At 72.2% G+C, this 24727-nt stretch carries 21 protein-coding genes; 9 read left to right on the top strand and 12 right to left on the bottom strand.

The genetic code is table 11. The features are described 5' to 3' along the window. Positions 1–162: 162 nt before the first annotated feature. Complete coding sequence (locus tag DB32_RS33950) at positions 163–945, top strand: hypothetical protein (RefSeq protein WP_053236813.1); 783 nt, start codon at positions 163–165, stop codon at positions 943–945. A 97-nt stretch (positions 946–1042) separates the two neighbouring features. Here the strand turns inward: DB32_RS33950 and DB32_RS33945 are convergent, their stop codons facing one another. From DB32_RS33945 to DB32_RS48715, 6 genes are all read right to left on the bottom strand, one after another. After that, positions 1043–1714 carry an MlaC/ttg2D family ABC transporter substrate-binding protein gene (locus DB32_RS33945; protein WP_053236812.1) on the bottom strand — a complete coding sequence of 224 codons (672 nt, stop codon included), beginning with the start codon at positions 1712–1714 and terminating at the stop codon, positions 1043–1045. 19 nt (positions 1715–1733) lie between these two features. Next, entirely contained in the window at positions 1734–2966 is a 1233-nt protein-coding gene (locus tag DB32_RS33940; RefSeq protein WP_053236811.1) for a TIGR02996 domain-containing protein, read from the bottom strand. A gap of 547 nt (positions 2967–3513) precedes the next feature. Then, complete coding sequence (locus tag DB32_RS33935) at positions 3514–5841, bottom strand: peptidoglycan DD-metalloendopeptidase family protein (RefSeq protein ID WP_053236810.1); 2328 nt, start codon at positions 5839–5841, stop codon at positions 3514–3516. After that, a complete protein-coding gene (locus DB32_RS47440; RefSeq protein WP_169791647.1) occupies positions 5838–6746 on the bottom strand; it encodes a TolB-like translocation protein in 909 nt (302 codons plus the stop codon). Before DB32_RS47440 ends, DB32_RS33935 begins: the two co-directional genes overlap by 4 nt. A gap of 10 nt (positions 6747–6756) precedes the next feature. Next, positions 6757–7743 carry a hypothetical protein gene (locus DB32_RS33925; protein WP_157069715.1) on the bottom strand — a complete coding sequence of 329 codons (987 nt, stop codon included), beginning with the start codon at positions 7741–7743 and terminating at the stop codon, positions 6757–6759. A gap of 231 nt (positions 7744–7974) precedes the next feature. Continuing rightward, positions 7975–8844, bottom strand: a complete 870-nt coding sequence (locus DB32_RS48715) for a CPBP family intramembrane glutamic endopeptidase (protein WP_169791646.1) — start codon at positions 8842–8844, stop codon at positions 7975–7977. A gap of 87 nt (positions 8845–8931) precedes the next feature. On the opposite strand from DB32_RS48715, the gene DB32_RS33915 reads away from it, so the two are divergent. Together DB32_RS33915 and DB32_RS33910 are read left to right on the top strand one after the other, a co-directional pair. Next, positions 8932–11121, top strand: coding sequence for a tetratricopeptide repeat protein (locus DB32_RS33915; protein ID WP_053236806.1), 2190 nt, complete (start codon positions 8932–8934; stop codon positions 11119–11121). 37 nt (positions 11122–11158) lie between these two features. After that, positions 11159–11692 carry a TfoX/Sxy family protein gene (locus tag DB32_RS33910; RefSeq protein ID WP_053236805.1) on the top strand — a complete coding sequence of 178 codons (534 nt, stop codon included), beginning with the start codon at positions 11159–11161 and terminating at the stop codon, positions 11690–11692. Between the two features lies 1 nt (position 11693). Here the strand turns inward: DB32_RS33910 and DB32_RS33905 are convergent, their stop codons facing one another. From DB32_RS33905 to DB32_RS33895, 3 genes are all read right to left on the bottom strand, one after another. Then, positions 11694–12122, bottom strand: a complete 429-nt coding sequence (locus DB32_RS33905) for a hypothetical protein (protein ID WP_053236804.1) — start codon at positions 12120–12122, stop codon at positions 11694–11696. 82 nt (positions 12123–12204) lie between these two features. After that, on the bottom strand, positions 12205–13341 hold the full coding sequence (locus DB32_RS33900) for a hypothetical protein (protein ID WP_157069713.1): 1137 nt from the start codon (positions 13339–13341) through the stop codon (positions 12205–12207). A gap of 51 nt (positions 13342–13392) precedes the next feature. Further along, entirely contained in the window at positions 13393–13881 is a 489-nt protein-coding gene (locus DB32_RS33895; RefSeq protein WP_083458597.1) for a VOC family protein, read from the bottom strand. Between the two features lie 68 nt (positions 13882–13949). Between DB32_RS33895 and trpS the strand changes: the two genes are divergently transcribed. Then, entirely contained in the window at positions 13950–14936 is a 987-nt protein-coding gene (trpS, locus tag DB32_RS33890) for a tryptophan--tRNA ligase (RefSeq protein WP_053236802.1), read from the top strand. A 32-nt stretch (positions 14937–14968) separates the two neighbouring features. Beyond that, positions 14969–15334, top strand: coding sequence for a hypothetical protein (locus tag DB32_RS33885; RefSeq protein ID WP_053236801.1), 366 nt, complete (start codon positions 14969–14971; stop codon positions 15332–15334). Here the strand turns inward: DB32_RS33885 and DB32_RS33880 are convergent, their stop codons facing one another. Then, the gene (locus DB32_RS33880) at positions 15335–15883 is read right to left on the bottom strand and encodes a hypothetical protein (RefSeq protein WP_053236800.1); all 549 of its coding nucleotides are present in this window, start codon (positions 15881–15883) and stop codon (positions 15335–15337) included. 65 nt (positions 15884–15948) lie between these two features. On the opposite strand from DB32_RS33880, the gene DB32_RS33875 reads away from it, so the two are divergent. Then, a complete protein-coding gene (locus DB32_RS33875) occupies positions 15949–16956 on the top strand; it encodes a hypothetical protein (protein WP_157069712.1) in 1008 nt (335 codons plus the stop codon). Here the strand turns inward: DB32_RS33875 and DB32_RS33870 are convergent, their stop codons facing one another. Next, the gene (locus tag DB32_RS33870; RefSeq protein WP_157069711.1) at positions 16957–17724 is read right to left on the bottom strand and encodes a tetratricopeptide repeat protein; all 768 of its coding nucleotides are present in this window, start codon (positions 17722–17724) and stop codon (positions 16957–16959) included. A gap of 108 nt (positions 17725–17832) precedes the next feature. Between DB32_RS33870 and DB32_RS33865 the strand changes: the two genes are divergently transcribed. From DB32_RS33865 to DB32_RS33855, 3 genes are all read left to right on the top strand, one after another. Continuing rightward, positions 17833–19518 (top strand): serine/threonine protein kinase, encoded by a 1686-nt coding sequence (locus tag DB32_RS33865; RefSeq protein WP_157069710.1) that lies wholly within the window; start codon positions 17833–17835, stop codon positions 19516–19518. 43 nt (positions 19519–19561) lie between these two features. After that, positions 19562–21289 (top strand): ABC1 kinase family protein, encoded by a 1728-nt coding sequence (locus DB32_RS33860; RefSeq protein WP_053236796.1) that lies wholly within the window; start codon positions 19562–19564, stop codon positions 21287–21289. A gap of 113 nt (positions 21290–21402) precedes the next feature. Continuing rightward, complete coding sequence (locus tag DB32_RS33855; protein WP_053236795.1) at positions 21403–22269, top strand: helix-turn-helix transcriptional regulator; 867 nt, start codon at positions 21403–21405, stop codon at positions 22267–22269. Here the strand turns inward: DB32_RS33855 and DB32_RS33850 are convergent, their stop codons facing one another. After that, a complete protein-coding gene (locus DB32_RS33850; RefSeq protein ID WP_053236794.1) occupies positions 22270–24666 on the bottom strand; it encodes a hypothetical protein in 2397 nt (798 codons plus the stop codon). It lies immediately after the preceding gene. Positions 24667–24727: the final 61 nt, after the last annotated feature.

Raw genomic sequence — 24727 nt, 5'->3', positions numbered from 1 at the left:
CGTGGAGAGGGCTCGAGGGCTCGAAGATCGCCGCGGCGACCTCGAGAGAGCTCGAAGGCTCCGAGATCCGCGCACGAGCGCGCGAGGAGGGTTAGAGGGCTCGGCGATGGGCGCACCGTCGTCCCGCGGCGTGTGTGCCGCCGCGTGATAGCGTCATCTGGAATGTCCACGACCACTGACCTCGTCGTCGGCGCCGTCTTCAGCGCAGGTATGCGGGGCCAATTCGCGAGCGGCACATTCTACGTCCGATATACGCTGAGGCCGTGGAGAGCTGGCGACGGGGAGCTCCACATGAATGGGCTCCGAGTCCAACACCCGCTTCCCGGTGCCGCGAGGGAAGAGGTCGGCCGCCGCGCGTCAGCGGTGAGGTCGGGGACGCTCGTCAGAGTGCGTGTGACGCTATCGGAGGAGCTCGTTCTCGGCGACCAGGTCGCGACGCAAGAGGGTGCTCTCGAGCACGTCGAGACGAGTGACGCCGAGCTCGAAGCTGGCATGCGTGTGCTGGCCGCTCCCTACGAGGTGGACGTTCCTGCGCTCGGAACGCTCGACCTCGATCGAATCGCGAACGGGTTCCGCGGAGAGGTTCGCGTCGGGCGCCGCCGCGCCGAGTTGTTCGTTCCGCGAGGCCATCATCTCGATGACATCGACCGCGATCGGGCGCTGCTCGATGACGTCTCGCGTCGCGTCGTTCAGCTGAACGCGAGATGGTCGGACGTCTTGGGCACCGCAGTGGCGAAGATGTACCCGGTCTATGAGAGCACCTGGGCGAGTGGTAGTCCGGTGAGTCGCGAGCGCTTCACGCAGCGAGTCCGAGTCGAGTCCTTGGATGTCGACGAGGAGCGAATCACCGTCTATCTGGACTGCGCAGACCTGTTCGACGACCAAGCGATCGAGGTTCGTCTCGATCGCTCGTTGGCGGTCACGGAGGTATCGCTGTCCGGCTGACGTGTAGAGTCGCGCACGCTCTACGTCCCAGGAGAGAGCTCGCGCTCGCCTCCGCAAATGAGCGCCCCATGACAGTCCGCATCGCGAGCGCATCGAGCTACTGCGCCGACGGTCCCTCGAGCCACGTGAGGAGTCCGTCCCAGCCGTCGCGCTCGGTGATCTCCGCGACGCGGAGCGCCAATCGTCCCACGAGAGACGAGCCCTCGACGACCGTGTCCACGAGCTGCCAGCGACCATCGACCGCGTGAAATCCGTACACGACTCGACGTCCGGGCTGGCCGCGTGCGCGGGGGTCTCGCCAGACCAGCGTCACGTCGACGCCGTCTGCAGTCGGCGCTTCGGTGCTCGACACGATCTCGTAGTCGACGCTGCGAATGCACCATCGTGCGTAGTTGCGCTCGAATCGAGCGCGCAACAGCGTCGCGACGCGGCGCCGCTCCTCGGGTGTCCGCGCGTCCCAGTGCTGCCCGAGGGCCCTGCGGGCCACCGCATCGAAATCCATCAGCTCGGCCATGTCGTGCGCCGCGTCTCGCGCGCTGTGGCGCTCGTCGTCGGGACGTCCAGCGGCCTCCGTCAGCATCTGGACCACGGCGGCTCGGTGGGACAGCAGGACCTCGGTCGCCGTCGGACGCTGCGCTGCGGCGGGCGAGGGAGCCGCGAGGACGCAAGCGAGCACGAGAGACACGGTCGCGATGCGCATGACGAATACCCCCCAGAGAGTCCACTCGGCCGCAGCAGAATCGCTCATCTGGCACGAGAAGCGATCCATCGGCCGTGGTTGCGCGTCCTCATGCGCCCCGCTCGGGATCCCCGAGCTGGGCCCAGACCTGCGGCCAGCGCTCGGCGATGATCGAAGCGCCGGCCTTGCTCTCGACGGTCGAGACCCGCCCCAGCGCCGGGAAGCACCCGTCCGCGAGGCGGCGTGCGACCGGCTCGTCGGCCTCGATGAACGTCAGCATCGCGAGGCGCGGCCCGAGCACGCGCTCGAGGTCGAGCGTCGCGCCGAGCGCGCCCACCGCGAGCGTCGTCAGCTGCGGCACCAGCGGCGCCAGGAGCTCGGCGTCCTCGAGGCGAAACCCGCGCAGCTCGAGCCGTCGCAGCCGGCCGGCGAACGGCGAGCGCGCCAGCGTCGCCACGCTGTCCGGCGAGATCCACAGCCCGAGGGTCAGCTCCTCGACGGCGGCGAGCGCCGGATCGGCCGCCAGCGCGCGCACGACGCCGTCGGCGTCGGCGCTCGACACGATCTCGAGGCGGCGCACCGGCATGAGGGGCGGGAGCCGGTCGCAGTACACGAGGCGCAACGACTCGAGCGGCGCGAACGAGGGCAGCGCGGCCGGCGGGTGGACGATCGCGAGCTCGCGGAGCTGGGTGAGCCGCGCGCACGCCGCGAGCCCCGCCTCGTCGGGCCGGGGGATGCGCAGCGACAGCCGCCGTCGCGCGGTCAGGTGCGCGCAGATCGCCTCGACGTCGCCCGAGACGTTGAGGCCGAGCTCCTCGACGGCCGGCGGCACGAGCGGCAGGACGGCGAGCGGGTCGTCGCTCGAGAAGTGAAAGCTCGTGAGGCGCGGCGCGTGCGCGAACAGCGCGGGCAGCGCCTCGTGGTCCACGTCCTCGTAGAAGAAGTCGATCGCGCGCGCGCGAAGCAGGAGCGGGCTCCCGAGGAGCGCGTCGGGGACGCGCGCGTCGTACGCGTCGATCGCGACGATCGGGTGGCGCGCGAGCTCGGCATCGGCGAGCGCCACCTCGTCGATCGTCGCCCGCCAGTAGAAGCCGCGCCGCAGCCACGCGACGCGCCGTTCGCGCGGCGCGAGCCAGCGCTCGGGGTGCGCGGCGACGAGCCGGTCCTGCGTGGCGAGGAGCGCGCCGAAGCCGTCGTCGCCGAGGCGCAGGCGCGCGAGCCGGAGCTGCAGCCGGATGAGCTCGCCGTGCGGATCGCCGGCCTCGATCAGGCGAGCGGCGTACGCGGCGCGCGGCGCGTCCGCGTCGGGATCGTCGACGATCGCGCGTAGCAGCTCGTCCATCGAACCGTGCTTTCCCAACAACGATCCTCCTGATCAACCCGAGAGAATCCGGCGCGGGCTGACCCGCAGAGGAGATCGACGGAGTCGCGATGCTCGGCGCGCGTCGACGGCGGTCGCGCCTCGACGCCCCTGCGCGACCCAGCGCTCACGCCTCGCACGCACCACATCGGGGCGAGGCGCGGAGCGCGAGCCCGTCCCATTCGTCCGCGATGCCCGAAGGGCGAGCCGGTCCGCGTGACGAGCGAGGTCGCGAAGCGCCCTCGCGCGTCACGCTCTCGCCCCCACCACAGCGAGCGCCGTTCTCCCTTCGCGTGCGGCCGAAGCCTCACCAGCAGGGCGGGTGGCAGGGGGCCCGAGCGCTTCCGCAGCGACCCTCCCGACGGCAGCCACCTCTCCAAGCGGTTCGAGGCGGAGCGCGAACGCGCCCCGCCTCGAACGACTCCGCCTCCCGCGGCTCAGCGTCTCTGCTCGACGGTCGCGAGGCTTAGCGAGGGCCCCCTGCCACCCGCCCTCACCGAAGCCTCACCCCGCGCGGAGATCCGCCTCACTAGAACTGACAGGTCCCATCCCGGCAGATCAGCGCCCCATAACAGTCCAGCGGATTCGCGCAGCTCTCTCCTTCACGGCGATACGCACAGCGCCCCGAGACGCACTGCATCTCACCGCAGCAGTCGTCGTCGAGCTCGCAGCGATTGCCGCCCGAGATGCAGCACGTGTTGCCGCCCCCGACGCTCTCCGCGCCGCACTGCAGCGGATAGCAGCACTCGCTGCGGCTCCCGCACGACTCCGCCTCTCGCGTGCAGCTCGAGACGTCACGGCACGCGCCCGCGATGCACGCCAGTCCGTCGCAGCACTCCGAGTCGTTCAGACAGAGCTGGTTGACCGGCGCGCACGCGCAGTGGCCCGCGACGCACAACATCGATCCACAGCAGTCCGAGTGACGCGCACAGCGATCCTCGCGCGGATGACAGCACTCGCGCGTTCCGTCGCCCGACGTGCCGCACTCGAGGCCCTCGCAGCAGTCGTCCGTCGTCTCGCACATCGAGTTGAGGGGCTGGCCGCCGCCGGTGCACATGCCGGCATCGCCCATCGAGACGCCGCCGTCGTTGCTCGGCATCTCTCCGCACGACGCGTTCTCGTGCATCTCGCCCATGCAGTCGGTCTCCTCGGTGCAGAGCCAGCTGCCGTCGGAGCACCGGTACCACGCGCACGACGACGCGCCGCAGCCGGGATACGAGACCTGCACGCACTCGCCGTCGGGCACGGTGCGGCGCAGCGTCGACGAGTTGCACGCGCGCGGCGCGCCCGAGACGCGCACGGCGAGCGTGCCCTCGCGACCGAAGTGCGAGCCGCCCACCCGCGCCATGCGCCAGCGTCCGGTGTGCAGGCCCTCGGCCTCGGGCACCGTGACGTCGACGCGGAGCTCGATGGTGCGACCGGGCTCCACCATCGTGCCCGCGGGCAGCATCACCTCGCGCGGCGTGCCGAACGCACCGCCGGCGTGGCGCATCACGTAGCCCTCGGACGTCCAGGTCGTGGTGCCGGTGTTGCGCCACGTGAACGTCTGGGTGATGCGCGCGCCCGCGCTGCCGCGGACCTCGCCCGAGTGCGTCGCGCGCGTGACGACGGCGTCGTCGCGCTCGCTCGCGGTGCACGAGCGCATCGGCTGGCCGCCGATCCAGAGCGTCTCGGTCTGGCTCGAGCACATGCCGCCCCAGGGGTCGAGCGTGGTCGCGCTCGACGCGAAGTAGGTCGACACGTCGCGCACGTTCGCGCGCACCTCGAAGTGCAGGTGCGGGCCGCTCGAGCGACCGCTGTTGCCGCTGTTGCCGATCACGTCGCCGCACTCGACGCGCGCGCCGTTGCGCACCTGGCCGCCGCCCGGGCTGAAGTGCGCGTAGAGCGTCGCGAAGCCGCCGTCGTGCAGGATGATCACGTGGTTGCCGAAGCCGCCGCCGCAGGTGCTCGACATCGAGCCGTTCGCGGGGCAGCCGGTGGTCGAGCGGATGACCGTGCCCGCCGCGGCCGCGTGGACCGGCGTGCCGACCGCGACGCCGAAGTCGGTGCCGCGGTGGTTCGCGCGGGTGAGCGCGGTGCAGTCGTAGCGCGCCCAGCCGGTGCCGCGGCGGTTGCTGACGTACGACGTGACGCGCGGCCCTTCGATCGGCGACGCGAGCCATCCACCGCCGGCGGGCGGCGGCATCATCGGCTCCTCGCCGTACCAGAAGTCGTGGCCGAACTCGCGGTAGAGCGTGCGCGCGGCGGTGTCGTACTTCGGGTAGCGATTGCCCCAGCAGCGACCGCTCTCGGGGCAGCCGTTCCAGTAGCGCACGAGGGTGCGGATCCACGGATCCCAGCGCGCGTCGTCGATGCGGATCGCGTTGATCGCGTCGATCGCCTGCTGGCGCGTGGTGATGCCGTCGAGGTACCGCGAGGCGATCGTCTTCTGGATGATCCGCTCGATCGCGACCTGGGTGTTGCCCTGGAGCGTGAGCACGCGATCGCCGTGCGCCGCGACGGTCTGCGCCTCGGTGCCGTCGTCGATCTGGAACATGCCGAGGCCGCCCTGATTGACCGAGCACGGTCCGTCACCGCCGCCCGAGATCACGGCGCGACCACCGCAGTCCGCGGTGCCCGGCCCGGGGCACGCGGGGAACTCGCTCGCGCAGTGCGAGAGGTACGTCTCCTCTTCGGCGAGCATCGCGACGAGCAGGCCGTTGGTGATGCCCGCGGCGCGAGCGGTGTCGCGGATCAGCGTCGCGCGCTCGCGGCGCACGGCCGCGCTCACGTTCGACTCGAGGACCGCGACGTCTTCGGCTGGAGCGCACGACGCGATCGCGACACACGCGAGGACGAATGCGATGCGGCGCGTCACGGCGTACCTCCCGCCGGGTAACGAGCGGCGCAGGCAGCGCCGCCGCTCGGCTGGAGCGCGAGCACGGAGCCGTCGCTCGCGGTGCGCGGCCATGCGCCGGGGCCGACCTCGGTCGCATCGCGCGTCGCGGGGTCGAAGCGCCAGATGCGCGTGCTGCCGTCCTCCTCGTCGACGCCGTAGAAGAGCGCGCCCTCGCTCCACGCGAGCTGGCGATCGGCGACCGGGACGAAGCCGGGCCCGACCTCGTCGCGCCCGACGTTCGTGAGCTGCACCGGCTGCGAGCCCGGCGTGACGCGCCAGAAGCTCGCGAGGCCGGTCGAGGTCGAGACGAAGAGCACGTCGCGCGAGCCCGGGATCGGGCGCGGCGTGGACGCGGTCTCGTCGTCGACGAGCACGGTGCGCGCGCTCGCGTCGAGCGACTGTGTCGCGAGGACGGTGGGCACGCCGAAGTCCCACGCGTCGACGCCGTCGGGCAGGCCGACCCACATCACGTGATCGCCGTCGTCGCTGACCCACGGGTCCGACGCCCACGCCGCGAGCTCGCGCTCGATCGCGCGATCGGGGCCGAGCACGACGAGGCGCTCGTCCGCGAGCAGCGCGACCAGGCGCCCGCCGCTCGCCGGGAGCACGCGCAGCGGCGCCAGCTCGAGGTCGATCTGAGTGACCGCGCCGGTCGCCGCGGAGAGGCCGCTGCTGCACGCGACCTCGTCCTCGCCGCTGCTCGCGCAGAGCGTGAGCACGTCGCCGACCCACGTCGCGAGATCGCCGCGTTGGGCGACCGCGCAGTACGCGTCGAGCTCGGCATCGGCGGAGGGTGTGGGCGCCGGCGTGCCGCCGTCGCCATCGCCGCCGCAAGCGCTCGCGACGAGCGCGAGCGGGAGCATCCATGAACGTCGGATCCTCATCTGTCGTCCCTCAGAGGCAATTCTCGTCGACGGTGTCGTCACAGTCGTCGTCGAGGCCGTCGCACGCTTCGTCGCGCGCGACGCAGGAAGGCGCGTCGCAGCCGACGGCCGCGCGCACCCGGGTGATCTCTCCTGCGCGAAGCTGCTCGCAGGCCGCGCCGTTGAGCGCGATCGCGCCGCTGCCCGCGTCGTACGAGAAGCCCTCGTCGGGATCGGCGGCGAGCTCCTCGTCGTCGATCCACACGCGCAGCCGCTCGGGGTCGGGCGCGCCCTCGCCGATCAGCTCGAGCACGCAGTCGCCGCGCGCGTCGACGATCTCGGCGAACGCGTCCTCGAGCGCGCTCGCGCTCGTGGCCTCGACGTACTGCGTGCTGATCGCCTGGAGCGTCGGATCGGACGAGAGCGCGATCACCGCGACCTCGATGCCGAGCTCGGTGAGCGACCCGACCTGGGCCGCGAGCGTCTCGCCGGTCGCGCCGCAGCTCGGCGCGCCCGCCGCGATCACCAGCACGAGCGGGCGCTCGGTCGTGAACGGGTCGGCGTCGACCAGCGTCGCGAGCGCGCCCTCGAGCGGCAGCTCCGCGGCGCCGCTGGTGCACACCGCGAAGGGATCGACGGTGCCGTCGCGATCGAGCTCGCTCGCGATCATGTCGCGCGCGCCCGGGCCCGGCGCGACCCGCAGCACCGGCGCGTCGCACGAGGTCGGATCGTCGGGCGCGAGCACGAGGCCCCACGACGCGCCGCCACGCGCGAGGCGCGCTTCGATCTGCGCGATGGTCGCGCCCCAGCGGCCCTCGGGATCGCTCGGTCCGCTCGCCTCGCTCCCGTCGAAGCGCGCGCGCATCGCGCAGCCGCGGTCGAGCACCAGCACGATCTCGGGCTGCCTCCGCGTGACCGCGTAGCGCGCCTCGCACACGTCGGGCGCGGCGGCGTCGGCGCGCGTGCGTCCTGCGTCGGGCTGCTCGCTCGGATCGCCGTTCTCACAGGCGGCGAGCATCAGGGCGGCGGCGAGCGGAACGGCAGGGCAGCGCATCGGCCTGAAACAATTCAGCAATCGACGCGCCATCGCTCGCACGTCAGCGAAAGCGCGAGGGATTCACCCGAACGGCCGCAGAGAAGTCGCGATCTCCGCGGTCGACGTCGCGCGGGCGCATCCGTGCGTGTCGCACATCCGCGCTGAGGTCGTGAGTCCCCGTGGTGGGCGCACTCGCGCGGCGCTGGGGACGGTTCAGCCCGGGGGCGGTGTGGGCTCGTCTGCGCTCGTGATGCGCCAGAGCAGCACGAGCGCGATCACGCCAGCGAGGGTCGTCGCGACGAGGAGCGCCGGCGGCAGGTGCGCCTCGCTCTCCGCGACGTTGAAGCCGGGCACCGCGAGCACCTCCTCGGGCAGGAGGATCGGGAGCGCGTTGAACGCACCGTGGAACGCGATGCAGGGGAGCACCGATCCGGTGCGCAGCGCGATCGCGCCGAGCACGAGGCCCGCGATCATCGCGTACGTCGCGGCGAACGGCTCGACGTGGAACACGCCGAACAGCACCGACGTGAGCACGAGCGCGCCGATGCGCCCGAGCCGCGGCGTGAGCGCGGGCAGCAGCAGCCCGCGGAAGAGCAGCTCCTCGGTGCCCGCGGCGACCACGATCACGGTGAACGGCACGGTGATCGCGCGCAGCGGGCCGTCGATCCGCGTCATCTCCTCGACGCGCCGCACCGCCTCCTCGTCGAGCGCCAGCCCCGGGACCATGTCCGAGAGGACCGTCATCAGCTCCACGAGAGGGAAGTGCAGCGAGAGACCCGCGATCATCGCGAGCAGCGCGACGGGCGCGCGCACCGGCACGATGCGCAGCGCCTCGCGCAGCGATCGATCGCCGTACGCGACGCGCACGCCGATCAGGATCACGGTGCCGAGCGCGATCAGCTGCGCGAGCCCGGGACCGAAGGGCTCGCTCGTGACCTGCGCGACGCCCTCGTCGAGCGAGACGCCGTGCACCGCGGCGCGGATCGCTGCCCCGACCACGACGCCTCCGTAGAGGAGCCCGATGCCGAGCAACAGGAGCGCGACGGTCTGCGCGATCGAGAGCTGCCCGCGCGGTGCCCGCATGACGAGAGCCACTCCATGACACGCGACCTCGCTCCGCGCATCGAAGTGCCCTGCTCGGACGCGCGGGATAGACTGCCCGCGATCCGCATGAAGCAGACAGTCACGATCGCATGCGCGCTCGCGGTGACCGCGCTCCTCCACGCGTGTGGTGGCCCCTCGGGGCCCGGCTCGCGGACCGCGCTCGACGTACGCGTGGATGACGAGACCTACGCGGACGCGCGTCGGCTCTATCTCGTGCTCGCGGACGACGACGAGCGGCGCGAGGAGACGCGGCTCCGGCTGCTCGAGTACCTCGCGACGCGCACCGACGGGCTGGTGACCGAGGGCGAGTACGACCCGATGGTCTCGCACTTCGCGGAGATGACGTCGCTGCTCGCGCCGCGCGATCTCGCGGAGGGCCAGCGGGTCTCGGAGCTGATCGCGCCGGTCGCGCGCTGGATCGTGGAGCACGGATCGCGTCGCGGTGACGAGCCGCGCGTGCTCGCGGCGCTGCTGATCCTCGCGCGCATCGAGCCCGCGGACGCGTCGCACGCGCAGGAGTACGCGCGCGTGGCGGAGTGGGGGCGCGAGGCGCGCTGGGGGCGCGAGCCGCGTCCGAGCCCGGACTTCTTCGATCTCGCGCCCGAGCTCATCGCGGTGTGGGAGGAGCACGCGCGCCTCTCGCCTTCGCCCGACGTGCTCGCGCGGCTCGCCGATCTCTACGTGCAGATGCGCGACGTGGTGCTCGGTCAGTCGCTGCAGGAGGGCTTCGAGCCGGGCGAGCGCATCACGATGCCCGAGCTGCGCATGGCGCAGATGCTCGCGGAGCGGATCCCGCTCGACGTCGCGGCGGTGTACCTGCGCGTCGGCGATCTCGAGGGCGCGGCGCGCCGCGTCGGTGAGCTCGGTGATCGCGGCGGGATCGAGTGGCGGCTGCGGCGGCTGATCGAAGAGGCGGGCCAGGCGAACGAGGACGGAGCGGAGGCGCTCGGCGAGCTCGCGGGCGGGTTCGAGCGCGCGCGGCCGGACGTGTCGCTGGCGCTGTGCCGCGTGGGGCATCGACTGCACCCGCAGGACGCGCGGTTCCCGCTCTGCCTCGCGCGGCTGCACGTGGAGCTCGGTCAGCCCTCGGACGCGACGGCGTGGTACGCGGACGCGATCCGTCTCGCGCCGACGGAGCGCGAGGTCTACGACGAGGCGCTCGGCCGTCTCGCGCAGATGATCGAGGGCGGGCTCTTCTCGGCGGACGAGAGCGACATCGGCCGCATCCGCGCGATCGGGCGGCACGCCGAGGAGATCCTCGCGCAGCGCGAGACGCGGTGGCCGACCGAGGAGGCGACGGTGTCGCGCGCGGCGCTGCACTACCACCTCGGTCGCGCGGAGCTGCAGGCCGGTCAGGTGAACGAGGCGGCGCGGCACTTCGAGCGGAGCCTCGAGGCGCAGCGCACGCGCGAGGCGCTGCTCGAGCTCGCGACGCTGCGCGCGCGCACCGGCGATCCCGCGGGCGCGGTGGCGCTCTATCAGGAAGCGCTCGATCGTCTCGCGCAGCAGGGCCCGGAGGCGATGCTGCAGCGCGCGATGTTGCTCGAGCACCTCGGCGACGCGCTGCGCGCGAGCGGGCGCGCGGACGAGGCGCAGCGCGCGTACGCGCAGGCGCTCGAGCTGATGACGCCGCTCGCGGGGCAGGGCGACGAGGAGCGTCAGGCGCTCACGCGCGTGCGGCTCGGCGTGCTGCAGCGGCGCGTGGGGCAGGGCGAGCGCGCGAGCGACGAGTTCCGCGCGGCGCTCGAGACGGCGCCGAGCTGGCGCGAGCCGTACACCGAGATCCTCGCGCACCTCGTCGTGACCGAGCCGGCGCCGGAGCTCGCGGAGGAAGTCTTCCGTCGCGCGACGACTGGGCTCGCGCTCGAGCACGAGTGGCGCGTGTACTACGCGCTCTGGGTGCAGGCGGTCGCGGGGCGCGCGTCGCAGCCGCTCTCGGACGACGTGGTGCGCACGCTGAGCGGCGAGTCGGAGGAGCCGGGGTGGCACGGTCGGCTCGCGGCGTTCGCGGCGGGCACGATCGAGTACGACCAGCTGCTGCAGGCGGCGCAGAACCCCGGGCAGCGCTGCGAGGCGCACTTCTACGCGGGCACGCGCAAGCTCGCGCAGGGCGACACCGCGGGGGCGCGCGAGCAGTTCCGGGCGGCGATGGAGACCGGGATGGTCGGCTACTTCGAGTACGCGATGGCGCAGGAGCTCCTCGCGAGCCTCGGGACGAGCGAGCGCGCGATGGAGGGCGAGAGCCGCGCCCGGTAACTCGCATGCAGCGCGTGGCCTCGATAGGCTCGCTCGCATGGCAGCGACGCTCGAGGATCTCAAGGCAACGCTCGAGGATGCGACGCGCGAGCTCGCGGACGTGTCGGTGCGCAAGGCGTTCGGGTCGTTCGGGCTCTTCGTGGGCGACTCGATCTTCGCGCTCGCGTGGAAGCGCGAGCTGCGCATCGGCGTGAAGCTGCCCGACGAGGTGTCGTTCGCGTCGCTGATGGGCACCGAAGGGGCGGCGCCGTGGGCGCCGCACAAGAGCCCGATGCGCGGCTGGGTGCTGGTGCCCGAGGCGTGGCACGACGACATGACGAAGCTGCGCCCGTGGGTGCGCCGCGCCTACGAGCAGGTGCTGCGGCTGCACGCGGACGACGAGGTGCCGTCGATGGGCGAGCGCGCGCCCGCGAAGCTGCGCGCGACGAAGACGAAGAAGAAGGACGAGTCGGCGATCGCGACGCTGCACGAGGGCGCGACGCGCGCGCACCGCATCGAGAAGCCGGGCACGAAGACGGCGGCCGCGCCGGTGCGCGCGAAGACGAAGAAGAAGACGGCGAAGAAGGGCTAGCTCACTGGCCCGGCGCGCACGGTCGGAGCTCGACGTCACCGAAGCGGCTGCGCTGCACCACGCGCTCGCCCGAGATCTCGAGATCGACCGACGGCTCGTCGGTCCAGTAGACGCCGACACACGCGCGCACGCTCGGGATCGGCTGCGCGCCGTCGCGCGCGTGGACCTCGACGACGCCGCCCTCACCGGCGTTCGTCGTGAGGTCGACCTCGACTCGCTCGCCGGGCGCGATGCGCTCGAACGCTCCGAGCCCGCCGCCATGGATGCTCAGGCGGACGTCGCAGAGCGGACCCGCGCCCGCGTTCGTCACCGAGACCGGCGTCGACTCGAGCGCATCGAGGCACGTCCCGACGCAGAGCACGAAGCCGGTCACCACCGCGATCGCGATCGTTCTCCGCCGGATCGCCTGCCAGCGCGTGCGCGACGTCATCGCCGGCAGTCGACTCGGCCGGCGCGCGGATGTCAAACCCGCGCGCGCGGAGCTGATCGCGTTCGTGCGCTCGCTGTGAGCGTCAGTCGAACCGGTACCCGACGCGCAGCGACGCGCCCACCACGAACGCGCCCGGGCCGTTCGTGATCACGCCCAGCTCGGGGAGCGTCACCTCGATCTGCAGCTGACGCATCGGAGCCCAGCTCGCGACCGCGCCCACGCGCGCGAGGAAGCCCGCGTCCTGCGCGCCCGTGAACGTGAAGCTCGCGCCGATCTCGAGCAGCGGACCGATGCGGATCGGCTCGACGAACGGCGAGAATTGCCAGCTCGCGCCGAGCACGATGTTCAGCGCGCCGACCGAGCCGAGCACCGCGTCGAGCCCGCCGCGCAGCTCGAGCCCGTCGGTGCCCGCGAAGAAGCGCCCGAGTCGCGCCTGGATGGTCCCGACCCCGCCGCCGCCGCGCTCACCGCCGAACGCCGCGAGGTACCCGCCGCCACCGCCGACCATCACGAGCCACTCGCCGTCGCGCCCGTAGTAGAGCCGCGCGTCCCACGCCTCGCGCTCGCGCGCTGCGCGCTCTTCTTCCGCGCGCGCCGCTTCGTCCGCCGCGCGCTGCCGCTCCTCCTCGGCGCGCCGCGCTTCTTCTTCCTCGCGCGCGCGTCGCTCGGCGTCCTCGGCCTCCGCGGCGGCGCGCGCCTCTTCTTCGCGACGACGTCGCTCCGCGGCTTCCGCCTCGGGGTCCACGATGCCGCCGGTCAGGCGCACCGCGTCCTCGCCGAGCCCTTCGGGCCGCAGCATCGCGCCGAGCACGTCGCGCAGCCGCGCCTCTTCTTCGCTCGCGAGCACGGTCACGACGAGCTCTTCGACGCGCTGCGTGGGCTGGTACCCGACGACGAGATGCAGCCGGTACTGTCCCCGCAGGGGCTCGACCTCGGCGACCAGCACGTAGGTGGCGCCCGACGCCGTCGCGATCCCACCGAGCTCCGCCGCGGTCGAGGGGCGCGTTCCGTCGCGCAGCCCACCGGGCGGTGTGATCACCTCGTGACCGAGGGCGCGGATCACGTCGCCCATCCGGTCCTCGATCTCCTCGAGGCGATCCTCGTCGGCGCGACCCCCGACTGGATAGAGCACGACGCGATCGGCGCGCGCGACGGACGACCACGCGAGGAGCGTCACCGTGAACAGCGCGAGGGACGCGAGGCGAGAACCTGGTTTCACGCTCTCTCCGGTTCTGGAAGCGATCTCGATGGAGCCCGACCGCGGACGCAACTAGCGCGCCGCCGCCATCGCGTCGAACGCGCGAACCACCTCGGGCGGCGCCTGCACCAGCTCGATCAGCACGCCCTCACCCGAGCGCGGATGCGCCGCATCGCCGCGCGGATGCACGAAGCACACGTCGTGGCCCGACGCGCCCTTGCGGATCCCGCCGGGCGCGAAGCGCAGCCCCTGCCCCTCGAGCCACGTCACCGCCGCGCGCAGATCGTCCACCCAGAGCCCGACGTGGTTGAGCGGCGGCTCGTGCACCTTCGGCTTCTTCTCGATGTCGAGCGGCTGCATCAGGTCGACCTCGACCGCGAAGAGCCCGGTGCCCGCCATGCACACGTCCTCGTCGACGTTCTCGCGCTCGCTGGTGAACGTCTTCACCGGGGTGAGCCCGAGCAGGTCGACCCAGAGCGAGCGCAGCGCGCCCTTGTCGGGACCGCCGATCGCGATCTGTTGGATGCCCAGCACGCGGAAGGGGCGCGTCTCGGTCGTCATGGCCGCGAAGGTATACGCGGGGCTGTTGCCGCGCTCCAACTCGCGCGCCATCGTGCGCGCCAATCGCGATGGACTCGAAGCGCAAGATCTCGCTCACCGGCATCAAGCCGACGCACGTCCCGCACATCGGCAACTACTTCGGCGCGATCCGCCCCGCGCTGCGTCTGACCGAGTCGTACGACGGCATGTACTTCATCGCCGACTATCACGCGCTCACGACGGTGCGTGATCCGAAGGCGCTGCAGCAGGCGGTGTACGACGTCACCGCGACGTGGCTCGCGTGCGGGCTCGATCCGAAGAGCACGATCGTCTACCGCCAGTCGTCGGTGCCCGAGGTGTTCGAGCTCGCGTGGGTGCTCTCGTGCGTCGTCGCGACGGGCCAGCTCGAGCGCGGCCACGCCTACAAGGACGCGGTCGCGAAGGGCGACGTGCCCAACGCCGGCGTCTTCTATTACCCGGTGCTGATGGCCGCCGACATCCTGCTCTACGGCGCGCAGGTCGTCCCGATCGGACAGGACCAGAAGCAGCACCTCGAGCTCGCTCGCGACATGGCGCAGCGGCTCAACCACCACTACGGCGAGGGCACGGTCGTGGTGCCCGAGGCGCTGATCACCGAGGCGCCGCTCGTGCCCGGCTTCGACGGCCACAAGATGAGCAAGAGCCGCGGCAACGGCATCACGGTGTTCGCGCCGGCGAAGGAGCTGCGCAAGGGCGTGATGAAGTTCGTCACGGGCAGCGAGTCGCTCGAGGAGCCGAAGGATCCCGAGGGCGCGACCGTGTTCCAGCTCTACAAGCTCGTCGCGACGAACGAAGAGATCGAGACGCTCGCGTCGAAGCTGCGCGCGGGCGGCTACGGCTGGGGCCACGCGAAGCAGGATCTCTACGAGGCGCTCGAGCGCGAGCTCGGGCCCTTCCGCGAGCGCTTCGACGCGCTGCGCGCCGACGAGGCCGCGCTCGACCGCACGCTCGAGGAAGGCGCGGAGCGCGCGCGCGCGATCGCGCGTCGCACCGTCGCGCGCGTGCGCGCCGCGGTGGGCATCGATCGTCCGGCGTGATCCCGCGCGAGTGGTGATAGGCTGGCGCGCGAATGTCGGCGCGCCCGCTCCCCTGGAACCGCGTCATCCGCGTCGCGATGTTGGCCGTCATCGCGCTCGTGTGCCTCGCGAGCGCCACGGGCTGGGGGGCGGATCCCGATCTCTCGATCCCGTTCGTGTGCATCATCGCCGTGTTCGGCGTGGGCACACGCGGTGGGATGCTCGACGCGCTGCCCTTCGTGACGATCGAGGCCGCGGTCGTGCTGCTGCTCGGAGTCGCGACGTTCTCGGGGTCGCGCGACTTCGTGTGGGCCGCGTCGGTCGCGGTGAGCCTCGTCGCGGTCGGGAAGATCGCGCTGCTCGAGCTCACCAAGGAGCCGAAGGATCCCGACGGCCCTCCGCCGCCGCCCGAGCCGTGATCAGCGCATGCCCTGCGCGTCGACCGCACGCGTCGGCGACGCCTGCGCGACGGGCTCGCTCGCTTCTTCCTCGTCGCCCGACGTGATCGCGCCCTCGTCGCTGACCGCGCCCTCGGCCGCGTCGACGCGCGGAACGCCGGGCAGGAGCGCCTCGTCGCCGCTCACGATCTCCTCCGAGACCAGCACGAAGCCTTCGCTCTCGCCGCGCCAGATCTGGCGCACCGTGGTCGCGCGCAGCTCCATCGTTTGCTCGTCGATCCACGAGTAATTCACGTACGAAGCCGCGCGCCCGCCGTCGAGCCCGAGGTCCATGTTCGTCACGTCGGCGTCCGCGACGTGCACCTCGGATCCCCACGCGCGATGGCTCGCGACGAACGCCGCGCGATGGCTCGGCGCGACGCGCTGCGCCGCGAGATCGACGCGCCCCCAGCGCACCTCGTCGTTGAGCGCGTGCACCTGATCGCCCAGCCGCACCTCGGGTGAGATCGAGTCGATCATCATGCAGCCCGAGAGCGCAGCGATCGGGAGCAGCAGGGCGAGGCGCTTCATCCCGCCGACGCTATCGGTGCGCGCCGGCGGCACCAAGAAAGCGGCGATCGGCTATGCTGTGCTCGGTGCGCGCGCTGGCGATGACGTGGATCGCGTGGACGGCGCTGGCGATGGCGGGCTGCGTGCTCGCGCCGGTCGACCTCGAAGGTCGTGCGTGTCCATGCGGCGATGGCTGGGTGTGCGTCGCGGGCATCTGCCAGCGCGACGAGCTGCCGCCGGGTGACGCGGGCGGGCTGCGCGATGCCGCGATGGACGCAGCGAGCGCTGACGCCGGGCGAGCCGACGGCGGTCTCGAGCCCGACGCCGGGGCGCTCGACGGAGGGCCCGATGCGGGCGAGCTCGACGCGGGATCGCGGGACGGCGGATCGCCCGACGCCGGCCCGCCCGACGCCGGCCCGCCCGACGCCGGTCGCGACCTCACGCGTTGCGACGACGTCCACGCGGGCGCGATCTTCTGCGACGGGTTCGAGTGGCCGTACCCCGCGGGGCGCGTCCACTGGTCGTTCGATCTCCTGCAGGACGGCAACGTCACGACCGTGACGTCGCCCGCGCCGTTCTTCGGCGATCGCGCGCTGCGCGCGACCACGACCATGACCGGCGGGCGCGCCGGGATCGGCGGAAGCTTCGCCGCGATCACCAGCGGCGACCTCTGGCTGCGCGGGCTCGTGTACCTGCCGAGCGCCCTCGCCGTCGACGCGATCAGCCTGCTCTACATCGGCGCCGCCGACGGCTCGTCGGGCCTCGCGATCCAGACCTACGGCGTGACCGGCTCGGCGCGCGCGGCGACGTGGGTCGGGTCGGCCGAGTACTACGACGCGACGGGGATCAACATCCCGCGCGACCGCTGGGTGTGCCTGCAGGTCCACGCGACGGTCGCCGACACCGGCGGCACGGTCGAGCTCTTCGTCAACGACGTCGGCCTCGGTCCGCGCACCGGGCTCGACACGCTGCCCAACGGCGGCTTCGCGGTGATCACCGCGGGCATCGAGTACTCGGATCCCGCGACGCAGGGACCCGCGACGCTGTACGTCGACGAGGTCGTGCTCTCGCGCACGCGCGTGCCCTGCGACTGATCAGAAGACGCCGTCGATCGACAACGATCCCGGCCCGACGCGCAGGCTCACCGTCGCGCGCTCTTCTTCGTCGCCCGCGTTCGAGACGAGATCGATCGAGCCCCAGACCGTCCCGACCAGCGCGGCCAGCCCGCCGGTGATGAGCAGGACGTTCGCCGCGATCGCGAGCGAGTCGGCGTCCGCGCTCGCTTCGACCGCGGCGGCGTGCGTGGGCGCGCGCATCGCGTCGTTGTTGCGGGCGAGCGCGAGCCCGCCGACGACCGCGCCCGCGATCAGCACCGCCCCGCCGCTGCCCGCGATCGCCCACGGCACGACGTCGGGCCCGCGCGCGCGCGTCGTCGCGGGCGGCGTCGGATCGGGCGTCTGGCGGCCCTCGCGGCGCAGTCGCTCGCGCTCTTCTTCGAGCGCGCGCACCTCCGCGACGTGCCGCTCGAGCGACTCGAGCCGAGCGCGCACCGCGGGCGCGTCGTCGGCGCTCGGCGCTTCCTCGAGGTAGTCGCGATACGCCTCGACCGCGCCCTCGAGATCGCCCGAGCCCTCGAGCGCGCGCGCCAGGTTGTAGGAGAGCAGCGGCTCGGAGTGGAGCTCGCGCGCTTCGCGGAGGCGCGCCGCCGCGTCCGCGAAGCGCCCCTGTCGATACAGCTCCGCGCTCTCGCGGAAGAGCTCGAGCGCGCGCGCCCGCGCCGCCGCATCGCCCTGCTGTGCGCCCGCTGGAAGCGCACAGAGTGTGATGATCAGCGCCAGCACCATCGTCGCGACCCAGGTCACGATGTGCGAGACTCCTCGGTCCGCGACCCCCGTGCACGGCACATCGCCGTCGATCTCGTTCTCACCCACTGCCCGGCCCGGACGCGGAGTTCTCGAGGAGCGCATTCGTTGAGCCTTCCCGAACGGATCGGACGCTACCGGATCCTCGGGTTCCTCGCGAGCGGAGGAATGGCGGAGATCCTCCTGGCGAAGCTCATCGGGCCGGGTGGGTTCGAGCGCGCGGTGGTGGTCAAGCGGGTGCTTCCGCACCTCGCGCGACAGAGCGAGTTCCGCGACATGTTCCTCGACGAGGCGCGCATCGTCGCGCGCATCCGTCATCCGAACGTCGTCGACGTGAGCGAGCTCGGCCAGGAAGGGCGCGAGCTCTTCATGGTGATGGAGTACCTCGCGGGCGAGAGCGTCGGCGGGCTCATGCGTCGCGTCGCGGGGCGTGACTCGCGGCTCGATCCCGCCCTCGCCGCGTACGTGATCGCCGAGGCCGCGGCGGGCCTGCACGCCGCGCACGAGCTGCGCTCCGAGGACGGCATGCCGCTCGGCGTCGTGCATCGCGACGTCTCGCCGCAGAACGTGTTCCTCACGTACGACGGCGCGGTGAAGGTGCTCGACTTCGGCATCGCGAAGTTCATGGACCGCTCGGTCGAGACGCACACCGGGCAGGTCAAAGGGAAGTTCGCGTACATGTCTCCCGAGCAGTGCTGCGCCGAGAAGCTCGACGCGCGCAGCGACGTGTTCTCGCTCGGCATCTTGCTCTGGGAGCTGCTCACGGGATCGCGGCTGTTCCAGCGGCCCAACGAGCTGCTCGTGTGGAAGGCGATCGTCGAGGACGCGGTGCCGAGCGCGTCGGCGCGCCTCGAGGAGCTCGGGGCACCGCCGCTCGCGCCCGCGCTCGAGCGCATCGTCGCGAAGGCGCTCTCGCGCGACAAGAGCGCGCGCTACGCGAGCGCGGAGGCGCTGCGCCGTGATCTGCTCGCGTTCGCGCGCACGATCGATCCCGAGCAGCGCGGTCGGGAGCAGCTCGCCGCGCTGATGCGCGACGTGTTCCCCGACCGCATCCACCAGAAGGACGAGATGCTGCGGCGCGTCCGCGCGGGTGACGTGATCACCAGCGTGCCGAGCGCCGAGGTCGACATCGACGTGGTCGTCGACGTCGACGACACCGACGCCGAGGTGAACGCGCCGGGCGCGGTCGCGTCGAGGATCCTGCCGACGATCGACACCGATCCGAGCGCGAACGCGCCGGTCGAGACCGGCGTCACGCGCGGGCACGGCGCGCCCTCGTGGCGGAGCATCGCGTTCGCGTCGATGCTGCTCGTCGCGGTGGCGATCGGCGCCGTGCTCGGGCTCGGCTGGGATCGCGACCCGCCCGCGACGACGCAGCACGCGAGCACGCCGATCACCGCGACGCCGACCGCCGAGATCGGCGCCAGCGCGCCGAGCGTGACCACCACGCCGAGCGTCGAGGTCCCGCGCAGCGTGCGCGTGCAGGTCGAGACGGTGCCGCCCGGCGCGACGGTGAGCGTCGCGGGAGAGCCGCGCGGCACGACGCCGCTCGCGATCGAGCTCGAGCGGAGCGACGCGCCGACCGAGATCGCGATCCACCTCGACGGGCATCGCGATCAGGTCGAGTCGATCGTGCCCGACGTCGATCAGCGCGTCAGGCTCACGCTGCAGCGCGCCGAGCCCGATCGCGCGCGTGCGCGCGGCGGTGCTCGCCGAGGCGGCGCGGCGCGACCGAGCGGGTCGCAGCAGCCCGCGCAGTCGCAGCAGGGCGGCGACTTCTTCCGCTTCGATTAGCGGACCGGCGACACACGAGTGGAGTAGGGTTCGTTCGTCCGAGATGGCCGAGCAGACGCACGACGGATCTCTCCTCGGCGTCGCGATCCGCGACGTCGCTCGCCTGCGCAAGGTCGTCGGGGTCGTCGCGCAGCACGGCTTCGGCGAGGTGCTCACGCGCATCCCCTTCGCCGCGCAGCTGCTCGGCGCGACTCCGTCGCGGCGTGGCAAGGAGGCCGAGGGCACACCGGCCGAGCGCTTCGCGCGCCTGCTCGCGGCGCTCGGCCCGACGTACATCAAGCTCGGTCAGGTGCTCTCGATGCGCTCGGATCTGCTCCCCGCGGAGTACATCCAGGCGCTCAGCCGACTGCAGGACAAGGCGCCGCCGATCCCCTACGCCGAGGTGCAGCAGGTGATCGCGGAGGGGCTCGGCCGGCCCGCCGAGGAGATCTTCGCGGACATCGAGAAGGAGCCGATCGCGACGGCGTCGATCGGTCAGGCGCACCTCGCGCGCACGCGCGACGGCATGCGCGTCGTCGTGAAGGTGCAGCGCCCCGGGATCGGCTCGACGATGCGCGGCGATCTCGATCTGCTGTTCATCGCGGCGAAGGCGCTCGAGGCGAGCATCGACGAGATGCGGCTCGTCACGCCGAGCGCGATCGTCGCGGAGTTCGAGAAGAGCCTCCTGCGCGAGCTCAACTTCAGCGCGGAGCTCGCGAGCCTGGTGCGCATGCGCGCGCTGCTCGATCCCGATCGCCCGGTGATCGCGCCCGCGCCGCTGCCCGAGCTCAGCTGCCGCACCGTGCTGACGATGGAGTACTTCGAGGGCCGCCCGGTGCGCGCGCTGACGCCGAAGAGCCCCGAGGCGAAGCACGCGGTCGAGCAGATCCTCCACGCGATGTGCAAGGGCGTGTTCGTCGACGGCTTCTTCCACGGCGATCCGCACGCCGGGAACATCCTCGTGAACGACGAGGGCACGCTCTGCTTCCTCGACCTCGGGCTCGTCGGGACGCTCAGCGCGGAGCAGCGCGACGATCTCGTCACGCTCGTGCTCGGGACGATCATGGACGACGCGAGCACCGTCGCGCGTGTGCTCCTGAAGATCGGCACGCCGACCCAGCGCATCGACATCGGCGAGCTCAAGAGCGAGATCACGCGCGTCCGCGCGCAGTACGTGATGGTCCGCTCGGTGAAGGACCTCGACACGCGCGGCTTCATCGAGGAGTTCGCGAACGCCGCGGGCAAGTACCGCGTGAAGCTCGCGACCGAGTACTCGGTGCTCGCGAAGAGCGCGGGCACGATCGAAGGGCTCGTGCGGAGGCTCGATCCCGACGTCGACGTGATCCCGATCATCCGTCCGTACGTCGAGAAGATCTTCGGAGAGCGCTGGGCGCCCGACAAAGTCGTGCAACAAGCGCTCGGCGGCGCGACCGGGATGGCGTCGCTGCTGCGCACCGTGCCGACGCACGTCGATCAGATCCTGCACGACATGGAGACCGGCAACGTGCAGGTGCGGCCCATCATGCCGAAGCTCGATGCGCTGCCCGATCGACTGCACGACAGCGCGACGAGAGTGGCAGTCGCGGTCTTCAGCGCGTCGATGTCGATCTGCGCGGCGATCATGGTGCCCGACCGCGCCGAGCACTTCTTCGACTACGCGAAGATCACGCTCTTCTTCGTCGCGTTCACGGCCGCGGTCGCAGGCTGGTTCGTGACGTGGTGGTGGCACTGGCTGGGACGCGGGATCAACCTGCGCGTGACTCCGCTGCTCCGCTTCTTCCGACGCGGATGACGCTCGAAGAACGTGCGCGCGCGCAGCTACGAATGAGGGGCTGAACATGCGAGCATCACACTTGCGTGTGATTGCTCGTCGCGGAGCCCACCTCTAGATGCCCCGAGGGCCGCATGTCCGAAGTCCTGCCCTCGCTCGTGCGTGCCTTCGTCGCGGTGATCGAGGACGCCGACCTCGACGCGGCGGGCGCGCGCGCGGGGCTTCCAGCGATCGAGCGCGCGATGCGGGGCGAGCACGAGCGCGTGCCGTGGGACGAGTACGCGGCGATGCTGAACCGCGTCGGCGCGCGGCTGAGCCCCGTCGAGCAGGAGCTGCTCGGCGAGCGCTACACCGAATTCGTCAGTGAATTCCGCGCTCTCGCGCAGCTCGCGATGTCGCCCGAGCGCCTCTTCCGCGTCACGCTCGGCACGCTCCACGTCACGTGGCCGCACGCACGCTTCGAGCACGCGTGGGTCGGCGATCGCGAAGTGACGCTCGACGTCGAGGTGCCTCCGCCGTACCTGCCGTGCCCCATCTGGCTTCGCGCGTCGGTCGGCGTCTTCCGCGCGCTGCCGCGCTCGATGGGGCTGCCCGACGCCGAGGTGGAGCACGATCTCGGCGAGCGCGGCGGACAGTTCCGGGTGCACGTGCCGAGCTCGGGCACACTCGTCGCGCGCGCACGACGCGCGGTCGACGCACGCGAGCTGAGTCTGCTGGTCGAGCACCTCCTCGATGCGATCGTCGAGCCGCCGCGACCGTCGATCGGCGTGGTCCCCGACGTGCTCACGCTGCAGCGCGCGTGGGGGCTCACGCGCATGGAGGCGCGCGTCGCGCGGCGGCTCGCGACGGGGATGCGCCTCAAGGACGTCGCGCGGGATCTCGGGATCTCGCAGGAGACCGCGCGCACCCACCTGAAGCAGCTCTTCTCGAAGACGGAGACGAACCGCCAGGTCGCGCTCGTCGCGCTGCTGCGCGGGCTGCCGCTCGATCGCTCGGAGTGATCACTCCCAGCGCCACTGCGCCAGCCCGATCGACGCCGACGTGCCCGCGCGATCGAAGCTCCCGCCGACGTACACGCCGTCGTCGAGCGACACGATCGCCTCGACGCCGTCGCTCGTGCCGCGCCCGAGCCCGATCCACGACGTGCCGTCGAAGGCCGCGACGAACGACGACTCGCCCCCGGGCACGTCGAACACACCGCCTGCGAAGAGCACGTCGCCGACCGCGTGGAGCGCCTCGACCGCGTTCCCCACGATGCCACCGACCGGCTCCCACGCGGTGCCGTTCCACATCGCGACCTGACCGACCTCGGTGTCGCCGCTGCGCGAGAACGATCCCGCGACGACGAGCCGACCGTTCCACCACGCGAGCGCGAGCGCTCCGTCGCCGAGGCCGCCGAGGCCTTCCCCGTACGCGTGCCACGCCTCGCCGTCCCATCGCGCGATGTTGTTCACGACGAGCTCGTCCTCGCCGACCCGCTGGAAACGACCGGCGACGATCAGATCGCCGCTCTCGGGATCGACCAGCAGATCCTGCGCGATCGCGAGGGGCTCGCCCGGCTCGCCGTCGTTCGGATAGCCGAGCAGGCCGCCACCGATCGCGCGCCAGGTCTCGCCGTTCCACATCGCGAGCTGTCCCGTGAAGGCGCCGCCCGCATAGACGAGATCGGGTTCGTCGGGCGATTCCAGGTCGTGCACCGCGACCGTCCACACGCGCCCGTCGAGGCTCTCGCCGAGCGGCTCCCACGCGCCGTCGCTCCACATCGCGACGTTGCGGAAGCGCGGCGCCTCGGCGGGATCGATGAACGATCCGCCGATCACCACGCGCCCGTCGCTCATCACGTCGATGTCGTTCACCTCGCCGCGCACGCCGCGCCCCATCGCGGCGAAGCCCACACCCGGTCGATACCGCGCGACGTTGTCGACGCGAACCTGACCCGCGTACTCGAACAGACCGCCGACGTAGATCTCGCACGCGCGATGGCGCGCGAGCGCGTGCACCTGCCCCGAGACGCTGTCGTAGGGCTCGCCCGGCGTGCGGAGCCCGGTCCAGTAGGTGCCGTCCCACCGCACCACGTGGCCCACGCGCTGGCTCCCCGCGCGCGTGAAGAGGCCTCCGAAGTACACGCTGCCGTCGGGCGCGACCGCGGCCACGCGCACGTTGTCCTGCCCGGTTCCGAACCCGATCTCGGGGAAGAGCCCGCCCACGTCGTGATAACGCGTGCCGTCCCAGCGCGCGACGCCGCTCACCGGGATCGGCGCGTCGGCGTTCACGAGATCGATCGCGCCCGCGACGTACATCCCGCTCGGCGCGAACACGACGGAGCGCACCGCCTGCGTCGTGCCCGGACCCTCGGACTGCATCACGCCGCGCCCGATCAGCGCCCAGCGATCGCCGGTCCAGCGCGCGATGCTGCCGCCGTTCTCGTTCGTGTCGTCGAGCATGAAGTCGCCGCTCGCGACGAGCGTCGAGTCGCTCGGATCGATCGCGAGATCGTAGATGCTCGCCACGCCGAGCACGCCGTACGCCTGCACGTCGAGCGGCATGCCGATCGCGGTCCAGGTCGTCCCGTCGAAGCACGCGGCGCTGTGCGCCTCGATCACGCCGAGCGTGCTGAACGCGCCGGCGACGCAGAATGCGCTCTCGCCGCGCGCGAGGAACGCGTGGATCGTGCCCGGCGCGGGATCGCCGCAGAGCTCGCACTCGATGCGCGCGTGCAGGCCCGCGTATCCGCTCCACTGCGATCCATCCCAGCGCGCGATGGAGCGCACGTCGACGCCGCCGATCGAGTCGAAGCTGCCGACCGCGAAGAGCGTCGCGCCGAGGAACGCGAGCTCCTCCACCGCGCCGACCGCCTCGCCGATCAGCGTCCACGCGGTGCCGTCCCAGCGCGCGACGCGCGAGGGCTCCGACTCCGCGTCGAGCGCGTACGCCGCGTAGAGGCTGCCGTCGGGGCCGAGCACGAGCGAGCTCACCGGTCCCGCGACACCTTCGCCCAGCGCGCGCCAGCCGGTGGCGCCGTCCCACGCCGCGACGTTCGACGCCGGCGCGTATCCGGCGGTCGTGAACGTACCGCCGACGTACACGACGCCGCGCGCGTCGATCGCGATCGCGTCGACGCTCGGGAGATCACCGCCCACGCCGGGGCTCGCGAAGCGCTGCACCCACTCGCCCTCGGTCGCGCGCGGGGGCGCCATCGGATCGCGCGTCGCGCACGACGGGCCGCCGTCGGGCGGGCCGGCGTCGAAGTCGGTGATCACGAAGCCGTCGGCCACGACCTGCGCGTCGACGGGCCGCACGGCGGCGTCACGATCGGAGAGCAGCGGCGAGCTCGTGCACGTGCACGCGCCGAGGACGAGCGCGGCGCACACTGCGACCGCCAGACGGATGGAATCCATGCGGCTCCTGGCGCACACGAACGGGCTCTCTGGCCGTCCGTTCGGCGCGCCGTGAAGTCGC

It is taken from the genome of Sandaracinus amylolyticus, assembly GCF_000737325.1.
Lineage (GTDB): Bacteria > Myxococcota_A > Polyangia > Polyangiales > Sandaracinaceae > Sandaracinus > Sandaracinus amylolyticus.
This window is presented reverse-complemented; position numbering and strand designations above follow the sequence as displayed.

Excerpts from the sequence above, each read along its gene's own strand:
- DB32_RS33950 (WP_053236813.1), top strand. The coding sequence starts at position 163 with ATGTCCACGACCACTGACCTCGTCGTCGGCGCCGTCTTCAGCGCAGGT.
- DB32_RS33945 (WP_053236812.1), bottom strand. The coding sequence starts at position 1,714 with ATGGATCGCTTCTCGTGCCAGATGAGCGATTCTGCTGCGGCCGAGTGG.
- DB32_RS33850 (WP_053236794.1), bottom strand. The coding sequence starts at position 24,666 with ATGGATTCCATCCGTCTGGCGGTCGCAGTGTGCGCCGCGCTCGTCCTC.
- DB32_RS33925 (WP_157069715.1), bottom strand. The coding sequence starts at position 7,743 with ATGCTCGCCGCCTGTGAGAACGGCGATCCGAGCGAGCAGCCCGACGCA.
- trpS (WP_053236802.1), top strand. The coding sequence starts at position 13,950 with ATGGACTCGAAGCGCAAGATCTCGCTCACCGGCATCAAGCCGACGCAC.
- DB32_RS48715 (WP_169791646.1), bottom strand. The coding sequence starts at position 8,844 with ATGCGGGCACCGCGCGGGCAGCTCTCGATCGCGCAGACCGTCGCGCTC.
- DB32_RS33905 (WP_053236804.1), bottom strand. The coding sequence starts at position 12,122 with ATGACGTCGCGCACGCGCTGGCAGGCGATCCGGCGGAGAACGATCGCG.
- DB32_RS33940 (WP_053236811.1), bottom strand. The coding sequence starts at position 2,966 with ATGGACGAGCTGCTACGCGCGATCGTCGACGATCCCGACGCGGACGCG.
- DB32_RS33855 (WP_053236795.1), top strand. The coding sequence starts at position 21,403 with ATGTCCGAAGTCCTGCCCTCGCTCGTGCGTGCCTTCGTCGCGGTGATC.
- DB32_RS33885 (WP_053236801.1), top strand. The coding sequence starts at position 14,969 with ATGTCGGCGCGCCCGCTCCCCTGGAACCGCGTCATCCGCGTCGCGATG.
- DB32_RS33895 (WP_083458597.1), bottom strand. The coding sequence starts at position 13,881 with ATGACGACCGAGACGCGCCCCTTCCGCGTGCTGGGCATCCAACAGATC.
- DB32_RS33860 (WP_053236796.1), top strand. The coding sequence starts at position 19,562 with ATGGCCGAGCAGACGCACGACGGATCTCTCCTCGGCGTCGCGATCCGC.
- DB32_RS33915 (WP_053236806.1), top strand. The coding sequence starts at position 8,932 with ATGAAGCAGACAGTCACGATCGCATGCGCGCTCGCGGTGACCGCGCTC.
- DB32_RS47440 (WP_169791647.1), bottom strand. The coding sequence starts at position 6,746 with ATGAGGATCCGACGTTCATGGATGCTCCCGCTCGCGCTCGTCGCGAGC.
- DB32_RS33910 (WP_053236805.1), top strand. The coding sequence starts at position 11,159 with ATGGCAGCGACGCTCGAGGATCTCAAGGCAACGCTCGAGGATGCGACG.
- DB32_RS33880 (WP_053236800.1), bottom strand. The coding sequence starts at position 15,883 with ATGAAGCGCCTCGCCCTGCTGCTCCCGATCGCTGCGCTCTCGGGCTGC.